The sequence below is a fragment of the Streptomyces sp. NBC_01775 genome (assembly GCF_035917675.1).
In the GTDB taxonomy this organism is placed as follows: Bacteria; Actinomycetota; Actinomycetes; order Streptomycetales; family Streptomycetaceae; genus Streptomyces.
In genome coordinates, this window is sequence record NZ_CP109104.1 from 1,788,874 (window position 1) to 1,811,515 (window position 22,642).

Annotated in this window: 17 protein-coding genes and 2 pseudogenes; 7 read left to right on the plus strand and 12 right to left on the minus strand. The window is 67.0% G+C overall.

The annotated features are described in order from the left end of the window. Window positions 1-6 precede the first annotated feature (6 nt). Entirely contained in the window at window positions 7-189 is a 183-nt protein-coding gene (locus OHB04_RS08220) for a hypothetical protein (RefSeq protein ID WP_326807165.1), read from the minus strand. A gap of 241 nt (window positions 190-430) precedes the next feature. On the opposite strand from OHB04_RS08220, the gene OHB04_RS08225 reads away from it, so the two are divergent. Next, complete coding sequence (locus OHB04_RS08225; RefSeq protein ID WP_326807166.1) at window positions 431-1,648, plus strand: recombinase family protein; 1,218 nt, start codon at window positions 431-433, stop codon at window positions 1,646-1,648. 692 nt (window positions 1,649-2,340) lie between these two features. Here the strand turns inward: OHB04_RS08225 and OHB04_RS08230 are convergent. From OHB04_RS08230 to OHB04_RS08240, 3 genes and pseudogenes are all read right to left on the minus strand, one after another. Then, entirely contained in the window at window positions 2,341-2,820 is a 480-nt protein-coding gene (locus tag OHB04_RS08230) for a hypothetical protein (RefSeq protein WP_326807167.1), read from the minus strand. Continuing rightward, on the minus strand, window positions 2,813-4,018 hold the full coding sequence (locus OHB04_RS08235; RefSeq protein WP_326807168.1) for an RHS repeat-associated core domain-containing protein: 1,206 nt from the start codon (window positions 4,016-4,018) through the stop codon (window positions 2,813-2,815). The genes OHB04_RS08230 and OHB04_RS08235 overlap by 8 nt, the downstream gene beginning before the upstream one ends. Continuing rightward, a pseudogene (locus tag OHB04_RS08240) lies at window positions 3,940-5,199 on the minus strand (IS701 family transposase); the annotation flags it as partial. The pseudogene OHB04_RS08240 and the gene OHB04_RS08235, both read right to left, overlap by 79 nt. 235 nt (window positions 5,200-5,434) lie before the next feature. Between OHB04_RS08240 and OHB04_RS08245 the strand changes: the two are divergent. From OHB04_RS08245 to OHB04_RS08255, 3 genes are read left to right on the plus strand one after another with little or no spacing between them, the layout of a single operon-like run. Next, window positions 5,435-6,148, plus strand: a complete 714-nt coding sequence (locus tag OHB04_RS08245; protein WP_326807169.1) for a PASTA domain-containing protein — start codon at window positions 5,435-5,437, stop codon at window positions 6,146-6,148. Next, window positions 6,145-6,285 carry a hypothetical protein gene (locus OHB04_RS08250; RefSeq protein WP_326807170.1) on the plus strand — a complete coding sequence of 47 codons (141 nt, stop codon included), beginning with the start codon at window positions 6,145-6,147 and terminating at the stop codon, window positions 6,283-6,285. The genes OHB04_RS08245 and OHB04_RS08250 overlap by 4 nt, the downstream gene beginning before the upstream one ends. Before the next feature lies 1 nt (window position 6,286). Next, window positions 6,287-7,039, plus strand: a complete 753-nt coding sequence (locus OHB04_RS08255; RefSeq protein WP_326807171.1) for a hypothetical protein — start codon at window positions 6,287-6,289, stop codon at window positions 7,037-7,039. Window positions 7,040-7,049: 10 nt separating this feature from the next. On the opposite strand, the gene OHB04_RS08260 is transcribed toward OHB04_RS08255, so the two are convergent. The 4 genes from OHB04_RS08260 to OHB04_RS08275 are packed head-to-tail and all read right to left on the minus strand — an operon-like array spanning window position 7,050 to window position 13,039. After that, window positions 7,050-7,331 carry a YrhB domain-containing protein gene (locus tag OHB04_RS08260; RefSeq protein WP_326807172.1) on the minus strand — a complete coding sequence of 94 codons (282 nt, stop codon included), beginning with the start codon at window positions 7,329-7,331 and terminating at the stop codon, window positions 7,050-7,052. Window position 7,332: 1 nt separating this feature from the next. Further along, window positions 7,333-11,943, minus strand: coding sequence for a putative T7SS-secreted protein (locus tag OHB04_RS08265; RefSeq protein WP_326807173.1), 4,611 nt, complete (start codon window positions 11,941-11,943; stop codon window positions 7,333-7,335). Further along, the gene (locus OHB04_RS08270; RefSeq protein ID WP_326807174.1) at window positions 11,943-12,608 is read right to left on the minus strand and encodes a hypothetical protein; all 666 of its coding nucleotides are present in this window, start codon (window positions 12,606-12,608) and stop codon (window positions 11,943-11,945) included. The genes OHB04_RS08265 and OHB04_RS08270 overlap by 1 nt, the downstream gene beginning before the upstream one ends. After that, the gene (locus tag OHB04_RS08275) at window positions 12,608-13,039 is read right to left on the minus strand and encodes a hypothetical protein (protein WP_326807175.1); all 432 of its coding nucleotides are present in this window, start codon (window positions 13,037-13,039) and stop codon (window positions 12,608-12,610) included. Before OHB04_RS08275 ends, OHB04_RS08270 begins: the two co-directional genes overlap by 1 nt. A gap of 642 nt (window positions 13,040-13,681) precedes the next feature. Between OHB04_RS08275 and OHB04_RS08280 the strand changes: the two genes are divergently transcribed. Beyond that, on the plus strand, window positions 13,682-14,470 hold the full coding sequence (locus OHB04_RS08280) for a PE-PGRS family protein (protein WP_326807176.1): 789 nt from the start codon (window positions 13,682-13,684) through the stop codon (window positions 14,468-14,470). Here OHB04_RS08280 and OHB04_RS08285 read toward each other — a convergent pair. Further along, window positions 14,356-16,089 carry a PE-PGRS family protein gene (locus OHB04_RS08285; protein WP_442815080.1) on the minus strand — a complete coding sequence of 578 codons (1,734 nt, stop codon included), beginning with the start codon at window positions 16,087-16,089 and terminating at the stop codon, window positions 14,356-14,358. The two genes, OHB04_RS08280 and OHB04_RS08285, sit on opposite strands and share 115 nt — an antisense overlap. Before the next feature lie 539 nt (window positions 16,090-16,628). Between OHB04_RS08285 and OHB04_RS08290 the strand changes: the two genes are divergently transcribed. After that, entirely contained in the window at window positions 16,629-18,302 is a 1,674-nt protein-coding gene (locus tag OHB04_RS08290) for an SWIM zinc finger family protein (RefSeq protein WP_326809415.1), read from the plus strand. 28 nt (window positions 18,303-18,330) lie between these two features. Here the strand turns inward: OHB04_RS08290 and OHB04_RS08295 are convergent, their stop codons facing one another. The 3 genes and pseudogenes from OHB04_RS08295 to OHB04_RS08305 all read right to left on the minus strand — a co-directional run. After that, window positions 18,331-18,537 (minus strand): hypothetical protein, encoded by a 207-nt coding sequence (locus tag OHB04_RS08295; protein WP_326807178.1) that lies wholly within the window; start codon window positions 18,535-18,537, stop codon window positions 18,331-18,333. A gap of 305 nt (window positions 18,538-18,842) precedes the next feature. Then, the gene (locus OHB04_RS08300; RefSeq protein ID WP_326807179.1) at window positions 18,843-20,429 is read right to left on the minus strand and encodes a serine/threonine-protein kinase; all 1,587 of its coding nucleotides are present in this window, start codon (window positions 20,427-20,429) and stop codon (window positions 18,843-18,845) included. A gap of 187 nt (window positions 20,430-20,616) precedes the next feature. Then, window positions 20,617-21,204, minus strand: a pseudogene (locus OHB04_RS08305) (type I restriction endonuclease subunit R); the annotation flags it as partial. A gap of 17 nt (window positions 21,205-21,221) precedes the next feature. Between OHB04_RS08305 and OHB04_RS08310 the strand changes: the two are divergent. Beyond that, complete coding sequence (locus OHB04_RS08310; RefSeq protein ID WP_326807180.1) at window positions 21,222-22,526, plus strand: recombinase family protein; 1,305 nt, start codon at window positions 21,222-21,224, stop codon at window positions 22,524-22,526. Window positions 22,527-22,642: the final 116 nt, after the last annotated feature.

Below are 22,642 nucleotides of genomic sequence, written 5' to 3' on the forward strand. Positions count from 1 at the left end.
TGAGCGTCACCTGGTCCAGGACCGGGTGTACTTCGAGCGCTGCTCGTACTCGTTGTAGGACTTGTCATCGAAGTTGGGGAACTCCGCCGACGTGAACGTCACCGTGATGCGGTTCTGCCCCAGCTCCTCCGCGAACCGTGAGTTCGCGGAAATTGTTGAGGACTTCCCGCACAACCGCGTATCAACCACGTCGCACCTCCCCAACGCCGTTTCATCAGAGGCAGGCACTCCATCACATGCCTCTGACACCATGAGGTCGTGACGCCGACGGGCAATGATCAAGCACCGCAAAGCCGCTCTAGAGCCGCAGGTCAGGAAGTGTGGTCCCCGCGCGAGCGGGGCTGTTCCCCAGCTCGCCGACGAGGCCGAGCTGTGGCTGAGGTGGTCCCCGCGCGAGCGGGGCTGTTCCCGCAGTCACGGTAGGCCCCATGTGGCCCGCAAGGCCGCCGACGGCAAACCCCTCCACGGCTTGGAACCCGACCTCAAGACCGCATCCGTCGTTGTCCGGATCTTCACCGCGTTCCTGCCCGGATACGGCATCTACGCGATCGCCGAGGGACTCACCCGCGACGGCATCGCCCGCCCCTCCGCCCACGACCCTCGCCGCAACCCCCACCGCGACACCCGCGCCTGGGCCAAGAGCGCCGTACGCGCCACACTCAACAACCCCCGCTACACCGGCCGCCAGGTATGGAACCGGCAGAAGAAGCACGAGTCCCTGCTCGACATCACCGACGTCAGCCTCGGCTACACCACCAAGATGCGCTGGAACACCCAGGACAAGTGGATCATCTCCAAGAAGATCGTCCACACCCCACTCATCGACGACGACACCTTCGCCCGCGCCCAGGACATCTTCCACAGCAAGACGCGGACCGGCCCCGCTCACGGCGTGCAGCGCACCCGCCGCCCGTACCTGCTACGAGGCGCCCTCATCTGTGGCGCGTGCGAGCGGAAGATGCAGGGCCACTGGTCTCACGAGCAGGCCTACTACCGCTGCCGCTATCCCAACGAATACGGGCTCGCGAACCACGTCCAGCACCCCCGCAACCTCTACGTACGCGAAGCATGGGTGACCCGGCCACTCGACGACTGGCCCGCCAAGACGTTCCTGCCGCACCGCATCGACAAGACCGTCGACCTCATGACGGCAACCGGTCCCGACACGGGCCATCCCGATACCACCGAATCCACTCAGGCACGGGCCGACATCGCACGGTGTGACGCCAAGCTCGCCACACACCGCTCCGCCCTCGAAGCGGGCGCCGACCCCGGTCTGGTCACCCGCTGGATCACCGACGCAGGCCGCACGGGCCCAGGCCGAGGCGAAACTACGACCTCCCCGCACAGGCGGAACCCGGAATCTCGCGGGACTACGTCACCGACCCTCATCCGCACAGCGGACGACCTCTCTCAGGTGATCCACCAAGCTGCCCCGACCGACAAAGCCGAGATCTATCAGAAGCTCGGTCTCCGCATCCGCTACACGCCCGCACAACAAAAAGTGCTGGTCGAGGCGCACCTCAACCAGCACATTCCCGGCACCCGTGGGGTACCAGTCGGTGTCCGAGGGGGGTGTCGAGCTCAGCGCACGATGTTCCGGCGCTGGTGGCGGGGACGCTGGCGCTGTCGTAGGGCTCCATCGTAGCCGCACGTGTGGCCACGCTCCGTGCCCGTCCGATCGACGGGCAGGAGCGGCAGCGCGCTCGTGCCGGACGATGTTCACGCTGCTACCCCGAACCGCGCGTGCCACCGCCCGGCGGGCCCGCTGTCAGGCGGTTTTGTCACGAGCTCCCCACCCCGGCCAAGTTCGCGATGTACTCGTAGCGGTATCACCACGTCAAGACCAGCTCATCCGGAGCAGGGCGATTACTGCAAAAGATGGGTCTCAACCGACGGTCGGATTCCCAGCGCTACGAGCGCCGAAGTCCATCGAGTCCTGGGCCAGCCGGGAAACAAGAAACGCTCCTACCCGTACATCGCCATCGACGACGCCCGGCTCCGAATCCTGCGCGCCTAACCGCAGAACGACCAGAAGGCCGACAGTGACTTCTGGAATTTCTGGCGGAGTCGCCCTCATCATCGAGCGAGCAGAACGCATGCAAAGCTCTCGGCCAACGCCTGCCCGAAATCCGGAACGAAGCAGGGTTCACCAAGCATGTGTTGGCCGCGCTCAGATGTGCGGGCACGAGTCGAAGTGCTCACGCTTCAAAATCGGCTCGCGCCCCGTCCGAGGCCGGTGTCGCGGCTGGGCTGCGGCCTGCGTCGCAGCCCACTGATCGGAGATCGTCTCTACCTTCCGTGGAATCGGTGACACATACATCGATTGGGTAGGTGCATTTAAGGAACTCTTCCCTTTTTTGGCTTTCCCCAAGATGCCGTGAACAGGTAAATCCACCACAGCGGATTGACGAAATTCACCCACGACTTTCTACGTGCGAGATGGCGTTCCCAGTAAGCGTCCTGTTCCTCCACCGAACCGATCCGGTGCGCGCAGTAGCCAAAGGTGGGGACCAAGTCCCGAACTGTTGGGGGGCGCCACATGTGGAGGACATAGACCATCCATGCGCCGTAGGAAGCCGACTGTGGCGAGGGCCTGACATCGACGCGTGCCCCGTTGCAGCAGAGGGTGATGTCTCTTTGAGCGAGAGTTGCACGCATTTCCTGAAGGGCAGAGAAAACATTATCAGCCGCTTTCGAAATTTCCACACCACTGGAGGACTCAAGGTGCAAAATCCACGGCCCATCACCCTCGACGAGAATTTTCCATTCTTCCTCGCGGCCCTCCAGCCTCACATAGATTGGGATTTCTTCATTCATTCGTGAACCTCGGATTCTCTATCACTTCACCGGTAGGTCTTCCGTATTGCCAACGCTCCGCTCGAACAATATTACTGCCATCAATCCCCCTGAAGATAACTTCCCGTTCAGCCGGGAACCCAGTTCCTTTAATGAAGGACTTAGTCGCCCCACCAAGGGCGCGGTTCACGTCGACACCGTATCCATTTCCGCGTATCTCGTAGACCCATGTCCCACGTCCTCTGGCGAACTGCGGAAAGTTTCCGGCCTGGCTGGAACTCTTACTCGTGCCCACCCAATTTGACGGCTTATCATGCAGAGCGTACTTGCCGATATCTTCATTCGTTCCTCGTGGGGAGAACCCGGATGAAAACACCTCGTCGGGACTTCTGGTATCGCCCCTGAACACACGTCGCGGCTTCACTGCGGCCCTGCGGCGAACTCCGAAATCTGAGGCTACGGCCATTCGACAGCCGTCTGGCGCGAGGCCGAGGGGGTCCGTCACTGTGTGCGGATTGTCCACATACGTAGCTGGGTTCGGCCCCGGTATCAGTCCCAGCGGGTCCTGTGACAGATATCGCCCGGTCTCCGGATCGTAGTACCGGAAGTAGTTGTAATGGAGGCCGGATTCCGGGTCGGCGTACTGGCCCGGGAAACGGAGGGGGCAGGTGGCGGTGCCGGTGGTCGCCGAGGGCAGGGGGTCCGGTGATGGGAGCGGGGTGCCCCAGAGAGTGGTGCGCTGTCGCCAAGTGGTGGTGCCGTCGGGGGTGACCAGTTCGGTGGGGGTGCCGGTGAGGTCGGTGAGGATGGCGTGGAAGCGGGGGGTGGTGTCGAGGTTAGTGAGCTTGGTGATGAGGGATGTGCCGGAGGTGCGGGTGAGGGGAGCGTGGTCGGTCTGGGTGAGGGGACGATGGGTGTCGGGGGCGTAGTCCCAGGTGGTGGTGTGTCCTTCGGCTGTGGTCTGTTCGGTGACGCGGGTGCCGTCCCAGGTGAAGGTGATGGTCCTGTCATCCGGACCCGTCTTGGTCGTGCGGCGGCCAAGGGCGTCGTAGGTGTAAGTCCACGCTGAGCCGTCAGGATCCCGGAGGTGGGTGAGACGGTCCTCGGCGTTCCAGGTGTAGGTCCAGGTGTGGCGGTGGCCGTTGAGAAGGCGGCGGCAGGTGGATGTGCGGCGGCCGACGGCGTCGTGGAGGTAAGTGGTGCGACCGGCGCGGTGCACGAGTGTGCCGGAGTTTTCACGTTCGTGGCGTGGTGGTGCCAGCCGGTCCAGGAGCGGCCCTCGAAGTGGTCCAGACCCAGGGCCGTACTTGAGTTCGCGTTAGTCGTGTTCGATCCGCCAGCGGATCTTGGCCAGTCGCAGCAGAAGGTGCAGGATGGTGTCGGCGGGAAGGCTGGTCAGCCAATAGTCGGTGGGCTCCGGCTGGTGGGGCGGCCACTGGGCCAGGAGCGTATCGGTCGGCAGGGCGCCGTCCCAGGCGTCGCGTCCGCCGGACTGCTCGCGTGCCGCTTTCCGGACCGCGACACCGGTCGGCCCGGACCTCCATGGCAATGAACCGGCTGGTCATCGCACCGCGGCTGCCCTGCCGCCAGGTGCACCGCCGCAGTGAGCGCCGTCCGGTCCTCATGACCAGGTCTTTCACGGAGTGGGCCGGGTCGCGGTAGCGGGGCAGACGGGGTGCGCCATCCGCCCGGCCCGTTGTGGCGTGCTGGGCACGGACGGCGTCGGCGGGATGTGCGCTGGTGTCCCCGCGCACGGCGGTGATGTAGTCCAGATGCCGCTGGCGCAGTCCCGCGCGGAGGCGTGCATCTGGCCGCACCCGGCGTCCGCCACCACGATGCGGTCGGCCAGGCCCCACCTGGCCACCTGGTCCAGGACATCAAGCGCCAGCCGCCACTTCTCCCGGTGCCCGACCTCATCCGGCACCCCGCAGGCACGGCGCCGCCGGGTGTCCGGGTCCCATTCCTTCGACAGGAACAGCCGCCACTGCAACGGAACCGACGCGGTATCGCTGACCGTGACCTGGCAGTTCGCCTGCTTGCCAGAGCACCGCAGTACTGGCGGGCAACCCCGACCGACATCCCGCCGTCCTTGGGGAAGGACACATCGTCGATCACGACGGCATCCGGGCTGATCAGCGGCACCATGCGCTCGGCGATACGCCGCTGCACCGGCACCGGATCCCACGGCGACTGGTTCACGAACTGCTGCAGGGTTCTGTTCATGCCGTCCGGCAGCCGCTCGGCCATCGGCCGGATCGACTTCCGCCGCCCGTCCAGCATCAGCCCCCGCAGGCAACAGTCGCCCTGCACACGCTGATCCCGCCGCGGCACAGACGCGAACAGGTCCGCTACGAACTCGGCTAACTTCGCCCGCATTCCCTCCACTTGCTGCATATCCATACACCCACCGTGCCTTCGAAGCCGCTGAAAACGTCGATCACTCCAGACGAGCTGCGCCGCCGCAACGACGCGAGCAAGCGCGAGGCCGAAGAGCAGGACCGGGGAGACCAGTTGGAGACGCAACTAGCCCCACATGAACTGACGAGTACCACCACAACACGACAGGGCCCATAAGACCCTGATGTACCCGACACATCCACCAGTACGATCCGGCATTCAACAACCAGGGGGACCCGTGAACCAGCACCCGCAGCACCCGTACCAGCAATTCCAGCCGCCGCCCCAGCCGCCGAGGCGGAAGCACACCGGCCTCAAGGTCACCGCCGCCGTGTTCGGCGTCCTCGTTGTCATCGGCGGCATCGCCTCCGCTGTCGGCGAGGGCGATGGCAGCCCCAAGGCCGACAAGAAGCCCGCGGCGTCTGCCAAGCAGAAGGCCAAGCCCGAGAAGCCGGCCGCAGACGAAAAGAAGGAGACCAAGAAGCTCCCCGCCCTCACCCGCAAGGGCCTGCAATCCGCTCAGGACGAGGCCCAGGCAGCCGGGTTCTACACCCTCACCTCGCACGACGCGCTCGGCCGGGACCGCATGCAAGTGTTCGACCGTAGCTGGAAGGTGTGCTCCCAGAAGCCAGCACCCGGCACGCACGCCACCGACACCGAGATCGACCTCGGAGCCGTGAAGACCACCGAGGACTGCCCTGCCAAGGACGCCGGACCCGTCAAGACAGCCGACGGCACCATGCCGAACTTCATGGGCAAAAGCGTCAAGGCAGCCCGGAGCGCGCTCGACTCCTCGGTGAGCCTCGACGCCACCGATTCGACCGGGCAGGGCCGCATCGTGCTGATGGAATCGAACTGGGAAGTGTGCTCCCAGACCCCCGCGGCCGGCACGAAACTCGATGGCCAGCCTGTGACGTTCAAGGCCGTGAAGTTCGAGGAGAACTGCGCGTGAGGCGGTCGGGAGGGGGCGGGCTTGCGGTGCTCCTCGCCGCGGTGCTGGTTACGGGAGCATTCGCAGCCGGGTACACCAGCGGCGCGGGGCCGACACTGGTCCGCGTCGACGACGCCCGCCACATCGGCTCCCGTTGAGATGGAGAAGTCGGCCACGCCCGCAGCAGAGCCGGACCCCGCGCCGACCAGCTCTGAGCGAGCGAAGCTCACCGAGGACGCCCCCGGCGCAACCTGGACCGACACCAGCGAGGACGCACTGTGTGAAGGACTGAAGCTGTTCGGCACGGCGTGGATTGCCCGGCAACTCCGAGAAAGCCAGTCGGACGCGGACGTCGACTGGAACTACGCGGCCCAGTTGGGCGAGGAGAAATGCGAGGATGACTGGCTGGTCGGAACTGTGGTTGCCGAGCACGGCGGTCTGGATGAGTCTGGTGTCGATTGGGGGCACCGCTACCTCCCATATGCGCTGACGGAGATGCGATCCCCGGAATCCGGCATGTTGCCTGCTGCTTGCCAGAGCATGCGCGGAGCGCTGGCCCAGTTCATGGGCGATCCGGGGCTCCAGCAGCCCTTCCGGGTGGATGCGCTTGAGTGCGACCGGGCGGTCGTGGACCGTGTCGTACCCGCGCTGGACGGTCCCCATCCCGCCTTCGCCGAGTTCACCCTGGAGTTCATAGCGCCCGGAAATCTACTGTGTTGGCACTGTGTGGGTTCTCGTCCCCCATCCCGTCCCGTACGCGAGCAGGGGTGGTCCGTGCCCGATGCGCCGTCAGGTGCTCTCTTCGTGGTGGTCCCCGCGCGAGCGGGGGTCCGCCCCGGCCATTTCGCCGGAGGCATACGCGCGAGCGCCAGGAGGTGTCACCAACATTTTCCGGGCAGTTGGCTGCGGTAATTCCCAGATGTCAAATCAGCCCTTTGTTCATGTATTCCAATGCTTCAACAAAAGGGATGAAGTGACACTCTCCCGTGTTCAAATCCACCTTGATTGGATTATTGCCCGCCAGGCGCTCCATTTCATCTCCGTGATCAAGATATGCAATCGTGTCGTAGCACACGACAAGATCTTCACCGTCGAGAAAGGCGCTTTCCGCGCTGAGCCGGACCTCACCCCCTTTTCCCCATTCCTCGCTTTTCGCCGCAAGGTACTCGGCGGCTCGCGAAATGGCGGCTTCCTTGTCCAGCATGTCAGTTCGTCCTCATGATCCAGTAATGTTCCCAGTTTGCGACATGGTGAGCATGCCCTATTTGCCCGTCAAGAAATACTACGCTACCGCGGTCGTTCATGACATTGAAATAGTGCCCTATCCCCTTTTCCGGCCATGCGCCGACAATCCCTCGTGCGCCCTCCCCCGCTCGCTGCATGTGTTCAACTACCCCGGACAGGCCGTTTTGCTTCTGGAAGTTTCCACCGAGAGCCTCTGTCATCTCTGGCATGGTCATTGGCCTGTCAGCTCCGAGAGCAGAAGCAGGGCTGCCCTGCATGGTCGAGTCGACTGCCGATGAGACTGGCCCGCAATTCATCGTCCCACCTTGAGGATTGACCAAATCCCGCAGTGCGGGAGTCCGAGGGGTGAAATAGTCGTGACCTCTCAGGGTTGTGCCGCCCTCTGGCCCCCACCAGGCTCTACCGCCTGAGTGGCACGGGGCGAGGCCAAGCGTGTCAGTCCAGGCCCGGGGGTTGTCCACAAAGGCTACTGGGTTCGCTGCTGCTTCCAGGCCCAGCGGATCCCGGCTGAGGTACCGCGCTGTTTCGGGGTCATAATAACGGAAGTAATTGTAGTGCAGGCCCGTTTCCGGGTCGTGGTATTGGCCGGGGAATCGGAGGGGGGTATACGTGGTGCTGGATGCGTGCCAGGTTGTGGTACCCCAAAGGGTCGATTGGGTTCGCCAGGCGATGTCGCCGGATTCATCGACCAGTTCGCTCGGGGTGCCCACCAGATCGCTGACGATCGCGTAGAAGCGGGAGTCTATTTCCTGCTGGCTCGACTCGTCAGTGATGCGTTCCGTCTGGGTCAGGGGTGTGAACCCCTTGTGGTCCCAGGTGAGGGTTACGGGGTGCGGGAGCGCTGGCGCATCCGTGGTCTGTTCGATGAGCGTCGGGCCGTCCCAGGTGAAGGTGACGGTCTCGGTCTTCTCCTCCGCTGCCATGCGGTGCTTGGCCGTGCGGCGCCCCAGCGGGTCGTACTCATACCGCCAGATCGTGCCGTCCGGGGTGACGACCTGAGTGAGACGGTCCTCCGTGTCCCAGGTGTAGCGCCACGTGTCCGGCTTTTTCGACAGGCGGGTCTTCTGGCGAAGGGTGATGCGGCCCGCGTCGTCGTGTTCGTAGCGGACCTTGCCCGCCGACTTGATTGCCGTGCCCTCGTACGTGCGGGGGCCGATCGCCTCCGGGGACGCATGGGTCGTCGGCCATGTCGCCTCCGTCTGATTGCCCGCCTCATCGTATGCGTACTGTTCCGTCCAGCCCCGGGCGTGTATCGCCGTGACCCGGCCGGCCGCGTCCAGATCGAAGGTGCTGTGTCCCGCCAGCAGGTCGTCCATGCTGGTCAGGTAGCCGTCCGCGCGGTATTCGTACTCCCGGCTCTGGATCGTCTCCTGGGCGCCGAGGGACTGCGTTCGCAGGCGGCCCGCCGGGTCCCACACTTGGGACAGCGTGAGGCCTTCGGGGCCTATTCGACGCTCCGTCTCACGGCCTGCCACATCGTGGACGAAGTCCACGATGTGGCCCGATGCCGTCAGCGAGGTGCGGTTGCCCACCCCGTCGTACGCGCTCGTGGAGACAGCACCACTCGGTGTGACACGACGGGTGCGGCGGCCCAGCGCGTCGTAGGCGTGGGTCAGCGCGCGGCCGTTGACAAGCTCGGTCTTGACGCGGCCGAGCTTGTCGCGCTGGTAGCGCAGTTCCGCATCAGGGCTGACCGCTTCCAGCAGGCGGCCTGCCGGGTCGTACGCGTACGTGGTGACCGCGCCTGCCGCGTCCTTGCGCACCGTGCGGCCGAGCGCGTCGCGCTCATAGATGATCTCCTCACCCAACGGCGTCGTCCGGCGGACGAGGCTTCCCACCCCGTCCAGTTCATAGCGCTGGGTGCGGTCGTCGAAGTCCGTCTCCGCGATCAGGCGCCCGGCCGAGTCGTAGGTGTAGTCCCAGGTGAGCCCCTGCGGATTGGTCACCCGCGTCATGCGCAGCTCGGCGTCGTAGGCGAACTCGTAACGCACACCGTCCGGGCCTGTGCGGGCTTCCAGCATGTCGAAGTGCGTGTACTCATAGCGCGTCTCGCCGCCCGCCGCGTCCACGTGCCGAACGCAGCTGCCCTCCCCGTCCCACTCCCACCGCTCCGTCGACCCGTCAGGAGCAGCACGGCTGCCCAGGCGGCCTTCGGCCGTCCAGGTCAGCGTTGCCTCCGCGCCCAGGGGATTCGTCTCTCGCACGGGGCGGCCGAACGCATCGCGTTCGTAGCGGGTCGTCGCACCCAAGGGGTCGGTGATCTCGACGGGGAGCCCCGCCGGGTCGCAGCGCACCCGCGTTACCGCGCCCAAGGGGTCCGTCACCAACGCGAGGTGGCCCCGGGTGTCGTAGGCGTAGCGGGTGGTGTGGCCTGCGGGGTCGGTCAGCGCGGTGCGGTTGCCGTGCTCGTCCCACTCCTGGCGCCAGACCGCTCCGTCGGGGTCCGTCGTCGTAACGGGCAGGCCCATTTCGTTGCGGGCCGTCGTGACCGTTGTGCCATCCGGGCGGACAACCGCCGCGAGGCGGCCCGCCGCGTCGTAGGTGAACCGCGTCGTGTGGCCCAGGGCGTCCGTGTGGGACAGCGGACGGTTGTACGCGTCCCGTTCCGTCGTGGTGCGGTGGCCCAGGGGATCGATCTCGCCGACCATCAGGCCGTGTTCGTCGAACAGGGTGCGGGTGGTGTGCCCGGCCGCGCTGGTCAGCGTGGTGACTCTGTGGCCGGACGCGGTGTCGTGGCCGTCGTAGTCGATGCGGACCTGCATGTGGCCTGCGGTGCCGCCTTCGGCGATGACGCGGTGGAGGTTGTCGTAGACGTAGTCGTAGCGCCGGTCATTGGTGTCGGTCCAGGAAATGACCCGGCCCTCGTCGTCGTACTCGAAGCGCAGCGGCAGCCCGGAGGAGTTGATCACCTCGGTCAGGTAGCCGTCGGTGTAGCCGTAGCCCAGCACTCGCTCCTCGATGCCGTCGGTCCGGACCAGGCTCAGCGCGGTGACGCGGTCGTCCTCGACCGTCAGCTTCACCACGTAGCCGCCGCTGTGGACCAGGCGTGACGGGGCGCCGGAGTCGGGATCGTATTCGAAGGTGATGCTGTGGCCGTTGCGGTCGGTGATCTGCTCGATCCTGGCGGTTCCGTCGTCCGCCGAGTCCGTTCCCCCTTCAGATGGGGCGAAGTGCCGTACCCACCCTGTCTCCGGCTCCGTCAGGGTGTATCCGCCGTCGGAGGTGCGTTCCAGCGGCATGCGCGCCGAGCCTGCCGAGGGGAGGGTGGGCAGGCCGGGGGCCGGATGCGGGTAGGAGAGGAGGCGACCGTCCTCGGCGACGAAGATCACACCTTCGGGGTCGATCTCCAAGCGCTGGTCAACCGTGGAGGCCCAGGAGAGGCCGAACCAGCGGCCGAGCCCGTAGCCGGACTCGACCCGGCGGGTGAACGTCAGGGGGAGGGCGCCGGGGAGCGACAGGTCGGTCTGGGGCAGGAACATCCTCCCCGTCGCCAGATCGACCGGGTCCGTGCGGCCCGTCGGGATCTCATCCCCACTGCGGGCAGCCTGACCCCGCCCCCTCTCCCTCAGCGCCCTGCGCCCACTCGACAGCTCTTTGGCCAGCTTCCCGACCCGGCCGGCCTTCGTGGCCATACCGACGCCCTTGGTGCCCAGCAACTCCGGGATGAGGCGGCCGATGCCTTCTGCGGGGTCCTTTTTGAAGGTGTCCCACATCTGTTTGCCGGTGCCGACCGGGTCGTTGGCCACCCTCGCTATGCCGGTGACGGTGGAGTTGAGGTTGGTGACGTACTCGGCGGGGTGGGTGAGGTTGTAAGGATCGACGGGGTTGACGCTGCGCACGAAGTTGTTGAGCCCGGCGACGCCCTTGATGACGCCGCCGCTCAGGTGGGTGGCGTCCAGTTGCAGGCCGGTCAGCCCGTCACTGGCCTGTGCGGAGTAGGAGGGCTTGGGCGGAGCCGCATCCCGGGCCGCCTTCACCGCCGTCTGCGCCCGCCCGGCCGCCTCGTTGCGCTGAGAGCGGGCCTCATCCAGCTGCTCCTGGGCCGCTTCCTTCTTGTCGTCCTTGTACTTCGCCGCCGCCTCACGCGCCTGGCCCTGGGCCCACTCCACCGTTCCGGCGAAGTCCTCCAGCGCCCCGGCGGCCTTCTCACACGCGTTGGCGGCCTTGACCCACTTCGCCGGCTCCAAGCCGACTTTCTCCCAGAAGGCGTCCGCCGCCTTCCCCTTCAGCGTCCCCTTCGACACCCCCTTGAGGCCCTTGGCGACGTTGTCGAACGCCTTCTTGAAATCCTTCAAATGGCCCGATGTCGAACGCAGCTTGCTGGAACTGCCAAAGATGAGTTTCTTCGGATCGTCTGTCTCATCCAATTGGAACTCGGCGGTATCGGCGCCCATCGCATTTGCCGCCGAACGCGAATTGTCCCGCGTCCAGTCCGCACCGCTCTCCCAACCGACATCATCCATCCGGTCGGCCGACCAGTTGCCGAACCCCTCGACACCATCGCCGACATCCTCGACGAGGTCCTCGCCCTTGTCCTCGATGGAATCAGGTACGAAATCCCGCCACCCCATCAGCCCTCATCCCCCTGACCGCCCTCATCCTGCTGGGCGGCGCGTTCCTCCGGTGACGGGCCGAAGTATTCGTCCTGCTTGACCGCGATCTGCTCGTCACTCACCCCGGTAGCGCCCTGGGCCAGGTCCATGTACATGCCGCCACGGCCCTTGGTCGTCAACTCCCGGCCCGTGTCCTTCCAGTCTTGGGTGATGTCATCCCCCGCCTTCTGGAAGGACTCCTTGCTCCAGTCCGGCGCATCCGGCTTCACGATGTCGCCCCACCCCTGCTTGGTGACATCCTCCTCACTCGCGTGCGGATTACCCGTCACCAGGAGGGAATTCGCAGCGATCTTCATCGTGCCCGCCGCGTACTGGTCCTCCTCGTACGACATCCCCGCCGACAGACCCAGCTTCTGCGCCAGCGCATTCGCGTTCTGCACCAGCGCCCGCACTCCCCACTCCCACTTCTCACAAAAGTCCTCGAAAGCCCCGGCAAGCCCCGGATGCCCCGCCTCCATCCCCGACAGCGACAGCTCTTCGAACCCCGCCCCTTGAAGCGAAGAGGTCGACGAACCCCCCGACTCCTTCAGCTCACCGATCGCCCCCTTGAGCCCCTTCTCGATCAGGTCGAGGGACTCCTTGTTCCAGTGGACACCGTCGACGTTCTTGCCTCCGCCGCCCATCAGACGCCTCCCCCATGGACAGAACCGCCAAAGGCACCCTCACCAAGGCCGTCGACATCCACCGCCACCGCGTACGGCACGATCCCCCGGACCGGCGGAAACAACATCGAGCTGTCCTCATCGGCCACATCCACCGCGACACCCGTCGGCTCCGCCTGTGCCGGCACCACCGCGTCCAGCAGCCGCGCCCCCAGCACCGCCGCGTAATCCCAGGGCGAGCCAGGCGGCGTACCCCGCAAGACAGCGAACCGCGCCAACGCCGCCTCATCCGTGAACGCGAAGATCCACCGCACCCCGCCGAAGTGCGCGGACATGACCTGGTCCTGACCCACCGTCGGAACCAGCACCGCAGTGCGACGGAACTCCCCCACCAACGCTCCCGGATCCCCGACCCCGCCACGCGCCGCCGCTATCTCCTCGGCCAGCTCCATGTCCCGTCCCACCCCATTCGTCCCCTACGGTCACCCCGTCCGGACAGCACCTTGCTGCTCCCAAGGCTTTGACCAGGGACAACCGTAAACACGTCAACGCATGATCACGCAATCAAGAGACCGAAAAGCAGTCTCCGCGAAGCGGTCCTGGCCATTCCCAGCAGAACTCCGGCGTGCCCGTGCGCCGAGACTGCTCCCGAATCCTGCGACTGCGCAGATGAGCGCCCCAGTCCGAGACCTGTTTCGGTCTCCTCGGACAAGAACAGACTGGGCAATCGGATGAAGTGCCGATGTGGCGACGAGCTGCGTACCGTGGCCTGCCGTTGCGCCCCAGGTCCTGTGATCACTCTGTCACTCAGTGCTGTTACGGTCACGACAGTCGCAGGGGGCTCGTTGGTGGGAGGCTGTCGTCGCCGGGTACCGTTAGCGGCGCTCGTGCCTGGGCAGCAACGGCTCGATCACCGCCCACAGTTCGTCGCAGACCTCGCACGACTTCGGCAGAGTCACCCTCACCCCCGAACAAGACCACCTACCCCTCCACCGTGCCACACGGAGATCATCCTCCAAGGACTCCTTACGCGCTTCGGGCGGAGACCTGCCAAACCGCTGCGTTCGTGTCGGCTGCCCTGACTCAATGGGCACATGAATGTTGAAGAGAGCTGGGCCTACCGTGCGGCCCCGAAAGATCTGGGCGCTGAGGTTCGCCGAGTAGAGATCGTCCGGGTGAGCGGCTCGGGACGATCCGATCGAGTACATATCCGGTTCGTCGACGGAGACGAGGCCGGATTGCAGGAATGGGTGGCGATGGGCTGCCTGCTGGCGCCCTGGGAGGACGTGGAAGCGTTCCGCGCTGACGACCAAGCGGAGCTGGCTCTGGCTGACGTATCGAGAGAGGTGCGGGGCAGCGTCGAATTCGAAGCGGCGCGCATGGTCTTGGGATTCGTCCGGCCGAAGAGTCGGTTGCGCCTGCGCCGCACAGTGGCTGACGCGGGCGTGCTGGACCTCGGACCTGTTAAGGATGCGGCACGGATCGTCGGTATGGAGCCCGACGAATTCAGGGAGGACCCCATGCTGCACCAAGACCGCGATGGTCGGTGCCTGGCGGGCTGGCCACTTACTGAACGGATCGCCCGCAACGTCGCCAAGCACCGTGCCGACGAGATCCTTCCGGAAGTGGACCGAAAGCAGCAGTCCATCGACGAGGAACGTACCCAGCCTGTCTGGGGATCGTGGCGGCGGGACGACCGCAAGCTGGACGCGGATGCGGCCGTGCTGCGCACCGTTCGCGAGTGGTGCGGCGAGGAGAAGGCCGAGCGTTACGACGAGTTGGTGGCTCTCCGAGAGGAAGTAACGCGTCTGGGGAAAGTCGTCGAGCGTGCGCTGGAGGAACTGCGGCGCCGCGGACACGGGGTCACCCGCCTCCACCATTGAGCGCGACCTTGGCGTCCGTATCTCCAGCCTTGATCCCGAGGTACGTCGTTGATCCCCTGCCACGGCGCAGGATCTGGCTTCGGCGGGGCGGTCTCAGCCCTCGGCTTCTCCTTCTCGGGGCGGTCCGGATGCCAGCCGTCCAGGAAGGGCCTCAGCTCATCGCCCGTCGGCTCCCTATGGAAGTCCCGCGTGCTCAGCCCTTGGCCGCTTACCGTGGGGTCGAGCCGGTCGGCTTCCGCCTGTCCCCATTCCAACCACTGACGCAGCCGGTTGCTTTCGTCCGGATCGGTGGTGCGGTCGGCGGCGTCCCTGAGGGCGGAGCAGAAGGTGCGCATCTCGCCGGCGGTCCGCCACTGGTCGAAGGCTGTCCCGAAGTGCTTGGCATGCGCTGCTTCTACGGCCTTCACCCTCGCTGTGCCGACCACTGCCTCCCACTCCCGCTGGGCGCGTTCCCGCTCCTCGGCCTCCTGGCGCCTGCGCTCTTCCTCCTTCCGCGCTAGCTCCTCCCGCAGCCGTCGCTGCTCGGCCTCCCGCGCGAGCCGTGCGCGTTCCTCCTCCTCGGCACGCGTCTTCAGCGTCCGGAAGACCGAACCGATCTGACTCTCCAAGGGCTTCTTGGGCGTGTCTCCCCAGTCGTTCTTCCAGCCGTAGTAGCCGTGCGCGCTGATGTGCAGTTCCAGCTCGCCCGATGGCTCGAACCGGTGTTGCGGGGTGACGCGCTGCCAGTCGTACGTTCTCCTCCTCCCGGGCTGCGTCGGCACATACCGCACCGGCTTCTGCCGCTCCTTGAAGGACACCTCGTAGGTGCGGCCGTGCACGGTGAGCAGGGGCCGCGGCTGCTTGCGCTTCTTGGAGACCGAGAGGTCACCCAGACGGTTCTCGGCCTCCTCTGCCAGGAGACGGAGCAGGGACTGCACGCGGGGCAGCACGTCGTCCGTGATCTCGAAGGCGCTGTGGTCTGCGGCGACGGCTGCGAGTACGTCGTCGAGGTCGGAGATCACGCGACTGCGTTGGAGACGGACCCGGTTCCACTCCGTGTCGTCCTCGCCCGAGATCCGCAGCAGGCCGAGGAAGAAGTCGCCCTTGGTCCTCCCGCTGTACTTCAAGTGGTAGCCGGGCGGAGCGCACTGGCGGGCCGCGTCGAAGGCGCGACGGTAGCGCGCCCGGTCCGCGGCCTCCGGATTCGGGATGCGCAGGAAGCGGCCCGCCTTCTGGACCTTCTCGATCAGAGCGGGCCCGGGGATCTCCAGGTTGGGACGGGCCGGTGGTCGGGAGGCGGACTTGGCCGCCTTGGCCTGGACGTCACTCGGCTTGGACGGATCCCGAGCCGGCGCCGGACTACGATCGGCTACCGCCTCGTCGGTGGCGGGCGTCTTCCTCCTGGACGCATGCGCGGGCTTGTCCGGATGATGTCCGTGCTCTAGATAGAAGCGGCCGACGTCGGTGATCTCGGCCCGCCACCCGCCTCCTGCCTTCGGCATGGCGATCAGGCCCCGGTCCTTCAACGCGCGTGCCGTCAGGGCGAGGGCCGGGGAATCGGAGGTGACCGGCTCAGCCCCATCCGCGATGCGACGGAGCGAAGCGAGTTGACGCTCGTTGAGCGGTGTCCATCGATGCATGCTCATGGTCGTACCGTGGATGCCCGCTGGAGGACGGCAGTTCGGGGAAACTTCCTCCGAGCCGGTTACCCCTGTGCTCCGGAGTGGAGCGTCGGCGGCTCCCTGGGGGCCAGCCGAGAGCCATGTCCGGGGGTCGGCTTCCAAACGGTTCCCAAAGCTGGCCCCTGACCTGCTGTTCCCTCTGTCGGGGTGGCGGGATTTGAACCCACGACCTCTTCGTCCCAGAACAGGGGCACTGGCGTTTATCTCGCCTGCACGGGTGGTGTTGCGCTTGGGGGGGTGTCGAGCTCAGCGCACGATGTTCCGGCGCTGGTGGCGGGGACGCTGGCGCTGTCGTAGGGCTCTATCGTAGCCGCGCGTGTGACCACGCTCCGTGCCCGTGCTAGCGATCGACGGGCAGGAGTGGCACTTCGCGCGCTCGTGCCAGGCGACGTTCACGCTGCTACTCCGACCCGCGCGGGGCTACCGCCCGGCGGGCCCGCTGCCTGGCGTTTTTGTGACGAGCGCCCCCGGAAGACTTCAATGGCCGGGTGAGGACTTTGGTGGGGTTCAGTGAGGACGATCTGCGGGCGGCGGCCGGTGCGCGTTCCTTCGCGCGAGGGCAGGGCTATCTGGACGCGGTGAGCGGACTGGAGGTGGGAGACAGCTGGTTCGCCGCCCGCGTGCAGGGCACCGAGGCGTACGAGGTGGAGATCGCCGCGGACGGTACGGACCGTCTCCATGGCGAGTGCGACTGTCCGTATGGGCAGGAAGGGCACTTCTGCAAGCACTGTGTCGCGTTGGGTCTGGTGGTGCTGGGCCGGGCCCGGGAGGTGCCGGCCCAGCGGTCGGCCGCCGCCCACCGGGCCGAGGGGCTGGAGCGGTGGCTGGACTCCCTCTCCCGCGAGGAACTGCTGGAGTTGGTGCGCGAACAGCTCGGTACCGACCGAGAGTTGCGCCGCCGTCTGGAGCTGCGCGCGGCAGCCGCGCGCAGCGACGAGCCCGCCGTACGGGACCGGGTGCTGGCCCTGCTCGACCCCGCGCCCTTCGCGCAGTACGGGTACGTGGAGTACGCGGACGCCCGCGCCTATGGCACGCAGGCGTCGGAGGCCGTCGCTGCGCTGCGCGTACTGATCACCGGCGACCGGGCGGCGCAGGCGGTCACCCTGGCCCGCGAGGCGATGGCCGTCATCGGCTCGGCGTACGAGGACGTCGACGACTCCTCCGGCCACCTCGGCTCCGTCGCGGCGAAGCTGGCCGAGGTGCATCTGGAGGCGTGCCGGGCAGCGCGCCCCGACCCGCGGGAGACCGCTGCGTGGCTGGCCCGCCACCTGCTCGGCGACGACCACTATCTCTTCGACACGGATCCCGCGGATTACAGCGAGGTCCTCGGTGGCGAAGGGCTGGCCCGGTTGCGGCAGTTGGCGGACGAGGCATGGCAGCGCAACCCGTCCGGCTGGGCCGAGAAGTACCTGAGGGAACGGTTGGTGAAGGCGGCCGGGAACGTGGACGAGCTGATCGCCGTCTACGCCACCGATCTGTCACCCAGCGGCGAAACCCACCTGCGCATCGCCCAGGGACTCGACGCGGCGGACCGTCCGGACGAGGCCCTTGCCTGGGCCGAGCGCGGCCTGCGCGAGACCGACGCGGCGCACCGCGCCCACAGCGGCCTGGAAGACTACCTCTGCGCGCGCTATACGCGCGCCGATCGCCTGGCGGACGCGGTCGCGGTACGCCGAGACGGCTTCCGCGCCCACCGCTCCCTCGCTGCATACCGGCTGCTGCGCGAGGCCGCACGCGCCGAGGGAGGCTGGGAACGGGAACGTGAGGCCGCCGTGAAGCTGCTGCACCAGGAAGCGCAGGGGCAGCAGTCCGGCTGGTACGGCGGGCACGTACTGCTCGACGCCCTGCTCGACGACGATGATCTCGAAGCCGCCTGGCAGGCAGCACAGGATGGCCTCGCGACCGACGCTCAGTGGCTGACTCTGGCCGATCGTATCCGCGAGGACCGCCCGGCCGACGCGCTGGAGGTCTACCTGCGCCTGGTCGAACCACGCAAGCAAGTCACCGGCGACGCGAACTACGAGCAGATCATTCAGCTCCTGCTCGGCGCCCGCGCCTGCCACCAACGACTCGGCACCCAGAAGCGGTTCACCGACTACGTGGCCGCACTGCGCACCGAACAGAAGCGCAAGCGGAACCTGATGAAGCTCCTCGGCCAGCATGGCCTCTAACCACGCAGGCTCGCCCATTTCGAGGCGCTCAACGCCGTGGGGCCTGCGCCGCCAGCGCGGGAATGGAAGCGATCTCCTCAGGGTCGAGGTCGTCCCAGACGAGGCCGGTGGGGCGATGGGGATGGTGGCAGGTGATGACGTCGTCGGGAGTGACGATGAGATCGACGTCGAAGTCGTGGCGGGAGAAGGGGAGTTCCTCGTCCAGCACCTGGAGGCTGTGGACGGTGGTGACCACGACGGTCTCCGGACGGTGAGTCCCGCCTCGGCCAGGAAGGCGAACTCCAGGTCCGAGTAGCCGGTCCCCTTCCCGACACGCATGCCCCTGTGTTCCGCGGAGACGCTGCCGACCAACCACCAGGTCGGATAGAAGGCGTCACCTCGGCACCGACCTCCGGCGCGGTCGCCATGCCTGACCTCGGGCCTCTTCACAGCAGTCCACGGCCGGACTGTCGGCCGGTGCATACGCTGCCGCTTCGAAACCCATGCGAGTCCCACGCCTGGATCGCACCCAGCCCTGGGGGGCGGTTGCCGAGGGAGGGGTCAGGCGTCGTCGTAGCCGAGGGCGAGGCGGATGCGGGCGATGTCGTCGGCCAGGGAAAGGCATTCCTCGTCGTCCTCCCCCAGGACCAGGTGCATGTCGTCGAGGAGTGGTTCCAGGACCTCCAGCGCTTCGCGCAGGCGCTGCTGAGAGGCGAGAAGACTGCCGATGCTGCGGCGGAGTTCAATGGCTTCTTCGCTGGCGTCGCTCGCCACATTGCGGACCAGCTCCAGCACGGCGTGCAGCTCCCGTAGGGCGACGGTCGCTTGGCCCAGGTTGGCGCGCGCGTGGGCGGCCTGGGCACGACAGAGGCGTGCTGCCTTGCTTGTGGGGCCGGAGGTACGGGCGTACGCGTCGGCGAGGGCGTCGAACTCGGGGAGCGCGGCGCGGTAGTCGCCGCCGAGGATGAGCATGCCGGAGCGCTTCCGCCGTAGCTCCAGTACCTTCTTGTTGTCCGCGCCCAGGGCCTGGGCGGCTGGAGCAAGAACTTCGCCGAGTACCTCGGCAGCCTGGGCGAAGCGCTCCTCGCCCATGAGTGCGTCGGCCTGCGCGTACGCGGACTCGATGTCGACTCGCAGCTGCTCGGGAACGGGGACAGGCTGAGCCTGGGGATCGATGAGCGTAGGGGTGGGTGCGGGCGGAGGCGCGGTGGGACGAGAGCGCGGCGCGTAGGGGTGACGAAAGACCCCGGTGGGGTCCGGCGCTCCTGCCGGGCCTGTCTCCTCCGGCGCGGGGTCCTGGCCCGCTTCGGGCAGGAAGGGGAGCAGCCGTTCGTAGACCTCCTGCGTGTCTGCAGGGCGTTGCTCGGCGCTCTTGCTCAGCATCTGGAGGACGAGGTCTTCCAACGCTGCCGGGACATCAGCGCGCAACTGCCGCAGCGGAGTCGGGGCGGCGTGGACCTGCATCTCCATGATCTCGTAATCGCTCGGGCCGTTGAAAGGCCGTTGGCCGGAGAGAAGTTCGTGGAGGATGCAGCCGAGTGCGTAGAGGTCCGTCTGCGGGGTGATCTGTCCCGACTGGATCTGCTCGGGCGCCATGTAGGGGCGGCTGCCCATGTAGCTGCCGACGGCGGTGAGCTTGGTGACGTCGGTGCGGAGGATCGCGGCAATACCGAAGTCGAGCACCTTCACAGTGCCGCCGCGGGCGACGATGATGTTGTCCGGCTTCAGGTCCCGGTGCACGGCGGGGATGACGTGCGCGTGCGAGAGGACAGTGGACACCTGTGCTCCGACGGCGGCGGCCCAGGTGATCGGCAGCTGCTGATCCGTTCCGAGATATTTGCGGAGCGACGTCCCGTCGACCAGCTCCATCACCAAATACAGCTGCTCGTGCGCGGCGTCGAGCACGGCGTCGTAGACCTGCGGCACACCGGGGTGCTGAATGCGCGCGGTGATACGTGCTTCGCGGCGGAAGCGCTTGGCGAGCTCGTCGGCAGCCGCGGGAGCCAGCGCGAGGCTCTCCGGCCGAATGCGCTTAATCGCGACCGGCCGGTCGAGGACTCTGTCGAAGCCTCGCTGCACGGCGCCCATTCCGCCCGCACCGAGTTCGCCAATGATCTCGTAGCGCTCGGAGATCGGCTGTGCTGGCACTGTGTGTTCCCCGTCCCTCACGTGTCGTACGGACCGTGGTGCGCTCCCGGAGGGGTACGCGGTCGCTCGTGCCCGGGGAGCGAATGCTTCAGTGTGACCGCTGCGGCGATCTTCCGTCTATGGTGCAGCGGATTCGGGGGCTGGGGACGGGCCCGTTCGAGCCCGTCCCCAGCCCCGTCGACGGCGGTCAGGCCGCGTCGTCGAGTCCTTCGTCCTGGCGGATCATGCGCCACGCCGCCCGCCGGGCGATGCGGTCCAGGTCCGACTTGAAGTCCTTGTCCGGGCCGAAGTACTGCTTACCGAGCCCGGCGATGGTGCTGATGTGGTCGGCCATCTTGTCCTCGAAGACCTCGTCGAAGACCACGCCGAAGTTGTCCTCGTCGTTCACCACCGCGGCCTGACGCACCTTCGGGTCGGCCTTGGCCTCCTCAAAGGGGCGGATGAGGTCCTGCTCGGTGAAGTCTGTGCCGAACTTGGAGTTGAACTTCTGGATCAGCTCGGACAGCAGACTCTTCTCTGCTTCCTTGGCTCCGCCGCCGGTGCCGTCCCCGAAGCCCGGGAGCGTGGTGTTCCCTTCAGGGGTCAGGCGCTTGTCATACTCACCCGACTTCTGGACCCGCACGTGACTCAGGTCCACGTCGCCGATGTCCACACCCCCGTCGGCGCGCCGCGGCAGCCGGTTGAGGAGGTGTCGCCCGTAGAGGTGGAGCCGCTCCAGCTCCGGGTCCTGATAGGGCACGACCTGCGCGAGGAAGCCGTACTTTCGGACGTAAGGTCCGCGTCCACACCGCGATGTCCGCTCAAGCTCAGATCGAGGGCCGCTACCTCGGCGGGCGCCCGCCCTACGGCTACCTCCTCGCCGACGCCGGACCGCACCCCAACCCGGCCAAGGCCGCCGACGGCAAACGGCTCCACAAACTCGCCCCCGACCCCGTCGCAGCGCCCGCTGTACGCCGCATCTTCCGCGAGTACCTGCGCGGAAGCGGCATGTACGCCATCGCCGAGGGCCTCACCCGCGACGGCATCCTCTGCCCCTCCGCGCACGACCGCGCCCGCAACCCGCACCGCGACGGCCACGCCTGGTCCAAGGGAGCCGTCCGCACCATCCTGATGAACCCCCGCTACACCGGCCACCAAGTCTGGAACAAGCAGCACAAGAAAGAGATCCTGCTCGACATCGACGACGTCACCCTCGGCCACCGCACCCAGCTCACCTGGAACTCCCACGACAAGTGGATCTGGTCGGCCGAACCTGCCCACGAACCGCTCGTGCCGATGGCCGACTTCCAAGCGGCCCAGGCCCAACAGGAACGCCGTCGCAACATCGCGGGCGTGGAGCGCATGGTCGGCCCGACCAAACGCAGTTACGCACTTCGCGGCCTGCTGCGCTGCGGACAGTGCGACCGCAAGATGCAGGGCAACTACAACAACGGCCTCCCCAACTACCGCTGCCGCTACCCCGCCGAATACGCCCAGAGCGCGTCCCTCCCCCACCCTCTGACCGTCTACGTCCGCGAGGGCGCGCTCCTCCCCGCACTCGACGCGTGGATCGCCCGCACCTTCGCCCCGGGCCAGCTCAAGTGCACCCTCCAAGCCCTGCACCAAGCCCAGAGCGTGACCACCCCCGCCCCCGATCCCGCACTGGAAGTCGCCCGTCGCACCCTCGCCGACTGCGACCGCCGCATCGACCGCTACCGCGCCGCCATCGACGCCGGAACGAACCCGGCGCTCGTCACCGAGTGGATCAACAAGGCGACCGCCGACCGCGCAGCCGCCCACCGTCAGATCGCCGCCGCCGCGACAGCGGCCCCCACAGCGCGCCCCCGCCCGCTCACCGAAGAACAGATCGCCCAGATCATCAAGGACCTCGGCAACCTGACCGACCGACTCCAGCAAGCCGCCCCGGAGCGCAAAGCCCCGCTCTACGCCGCCTTCGGCCTGTCCCTCACCTACGACCACAGCAAAAGGGCCGTGACAGTGGAGTCACGGCCCGAGAGCGTGTGTACGGCATGTGCGTACGGTGCGTGTCCGAGGGCGGTATCGAGCTCAGCGCACCATGTTCCGGCGCTGGCGGCGGGGGTGCTACGGCTACGTTGACGCGGCGGGTGCGGTGCCGCCGTCGCGCCACCGCACCCCACGCGCGCCGACGTAGGGGTCCAACCGCGTCTCCTCGTCGCCCTAATGCTCGCCGCATTGTGGGCTTCGCCCGATGA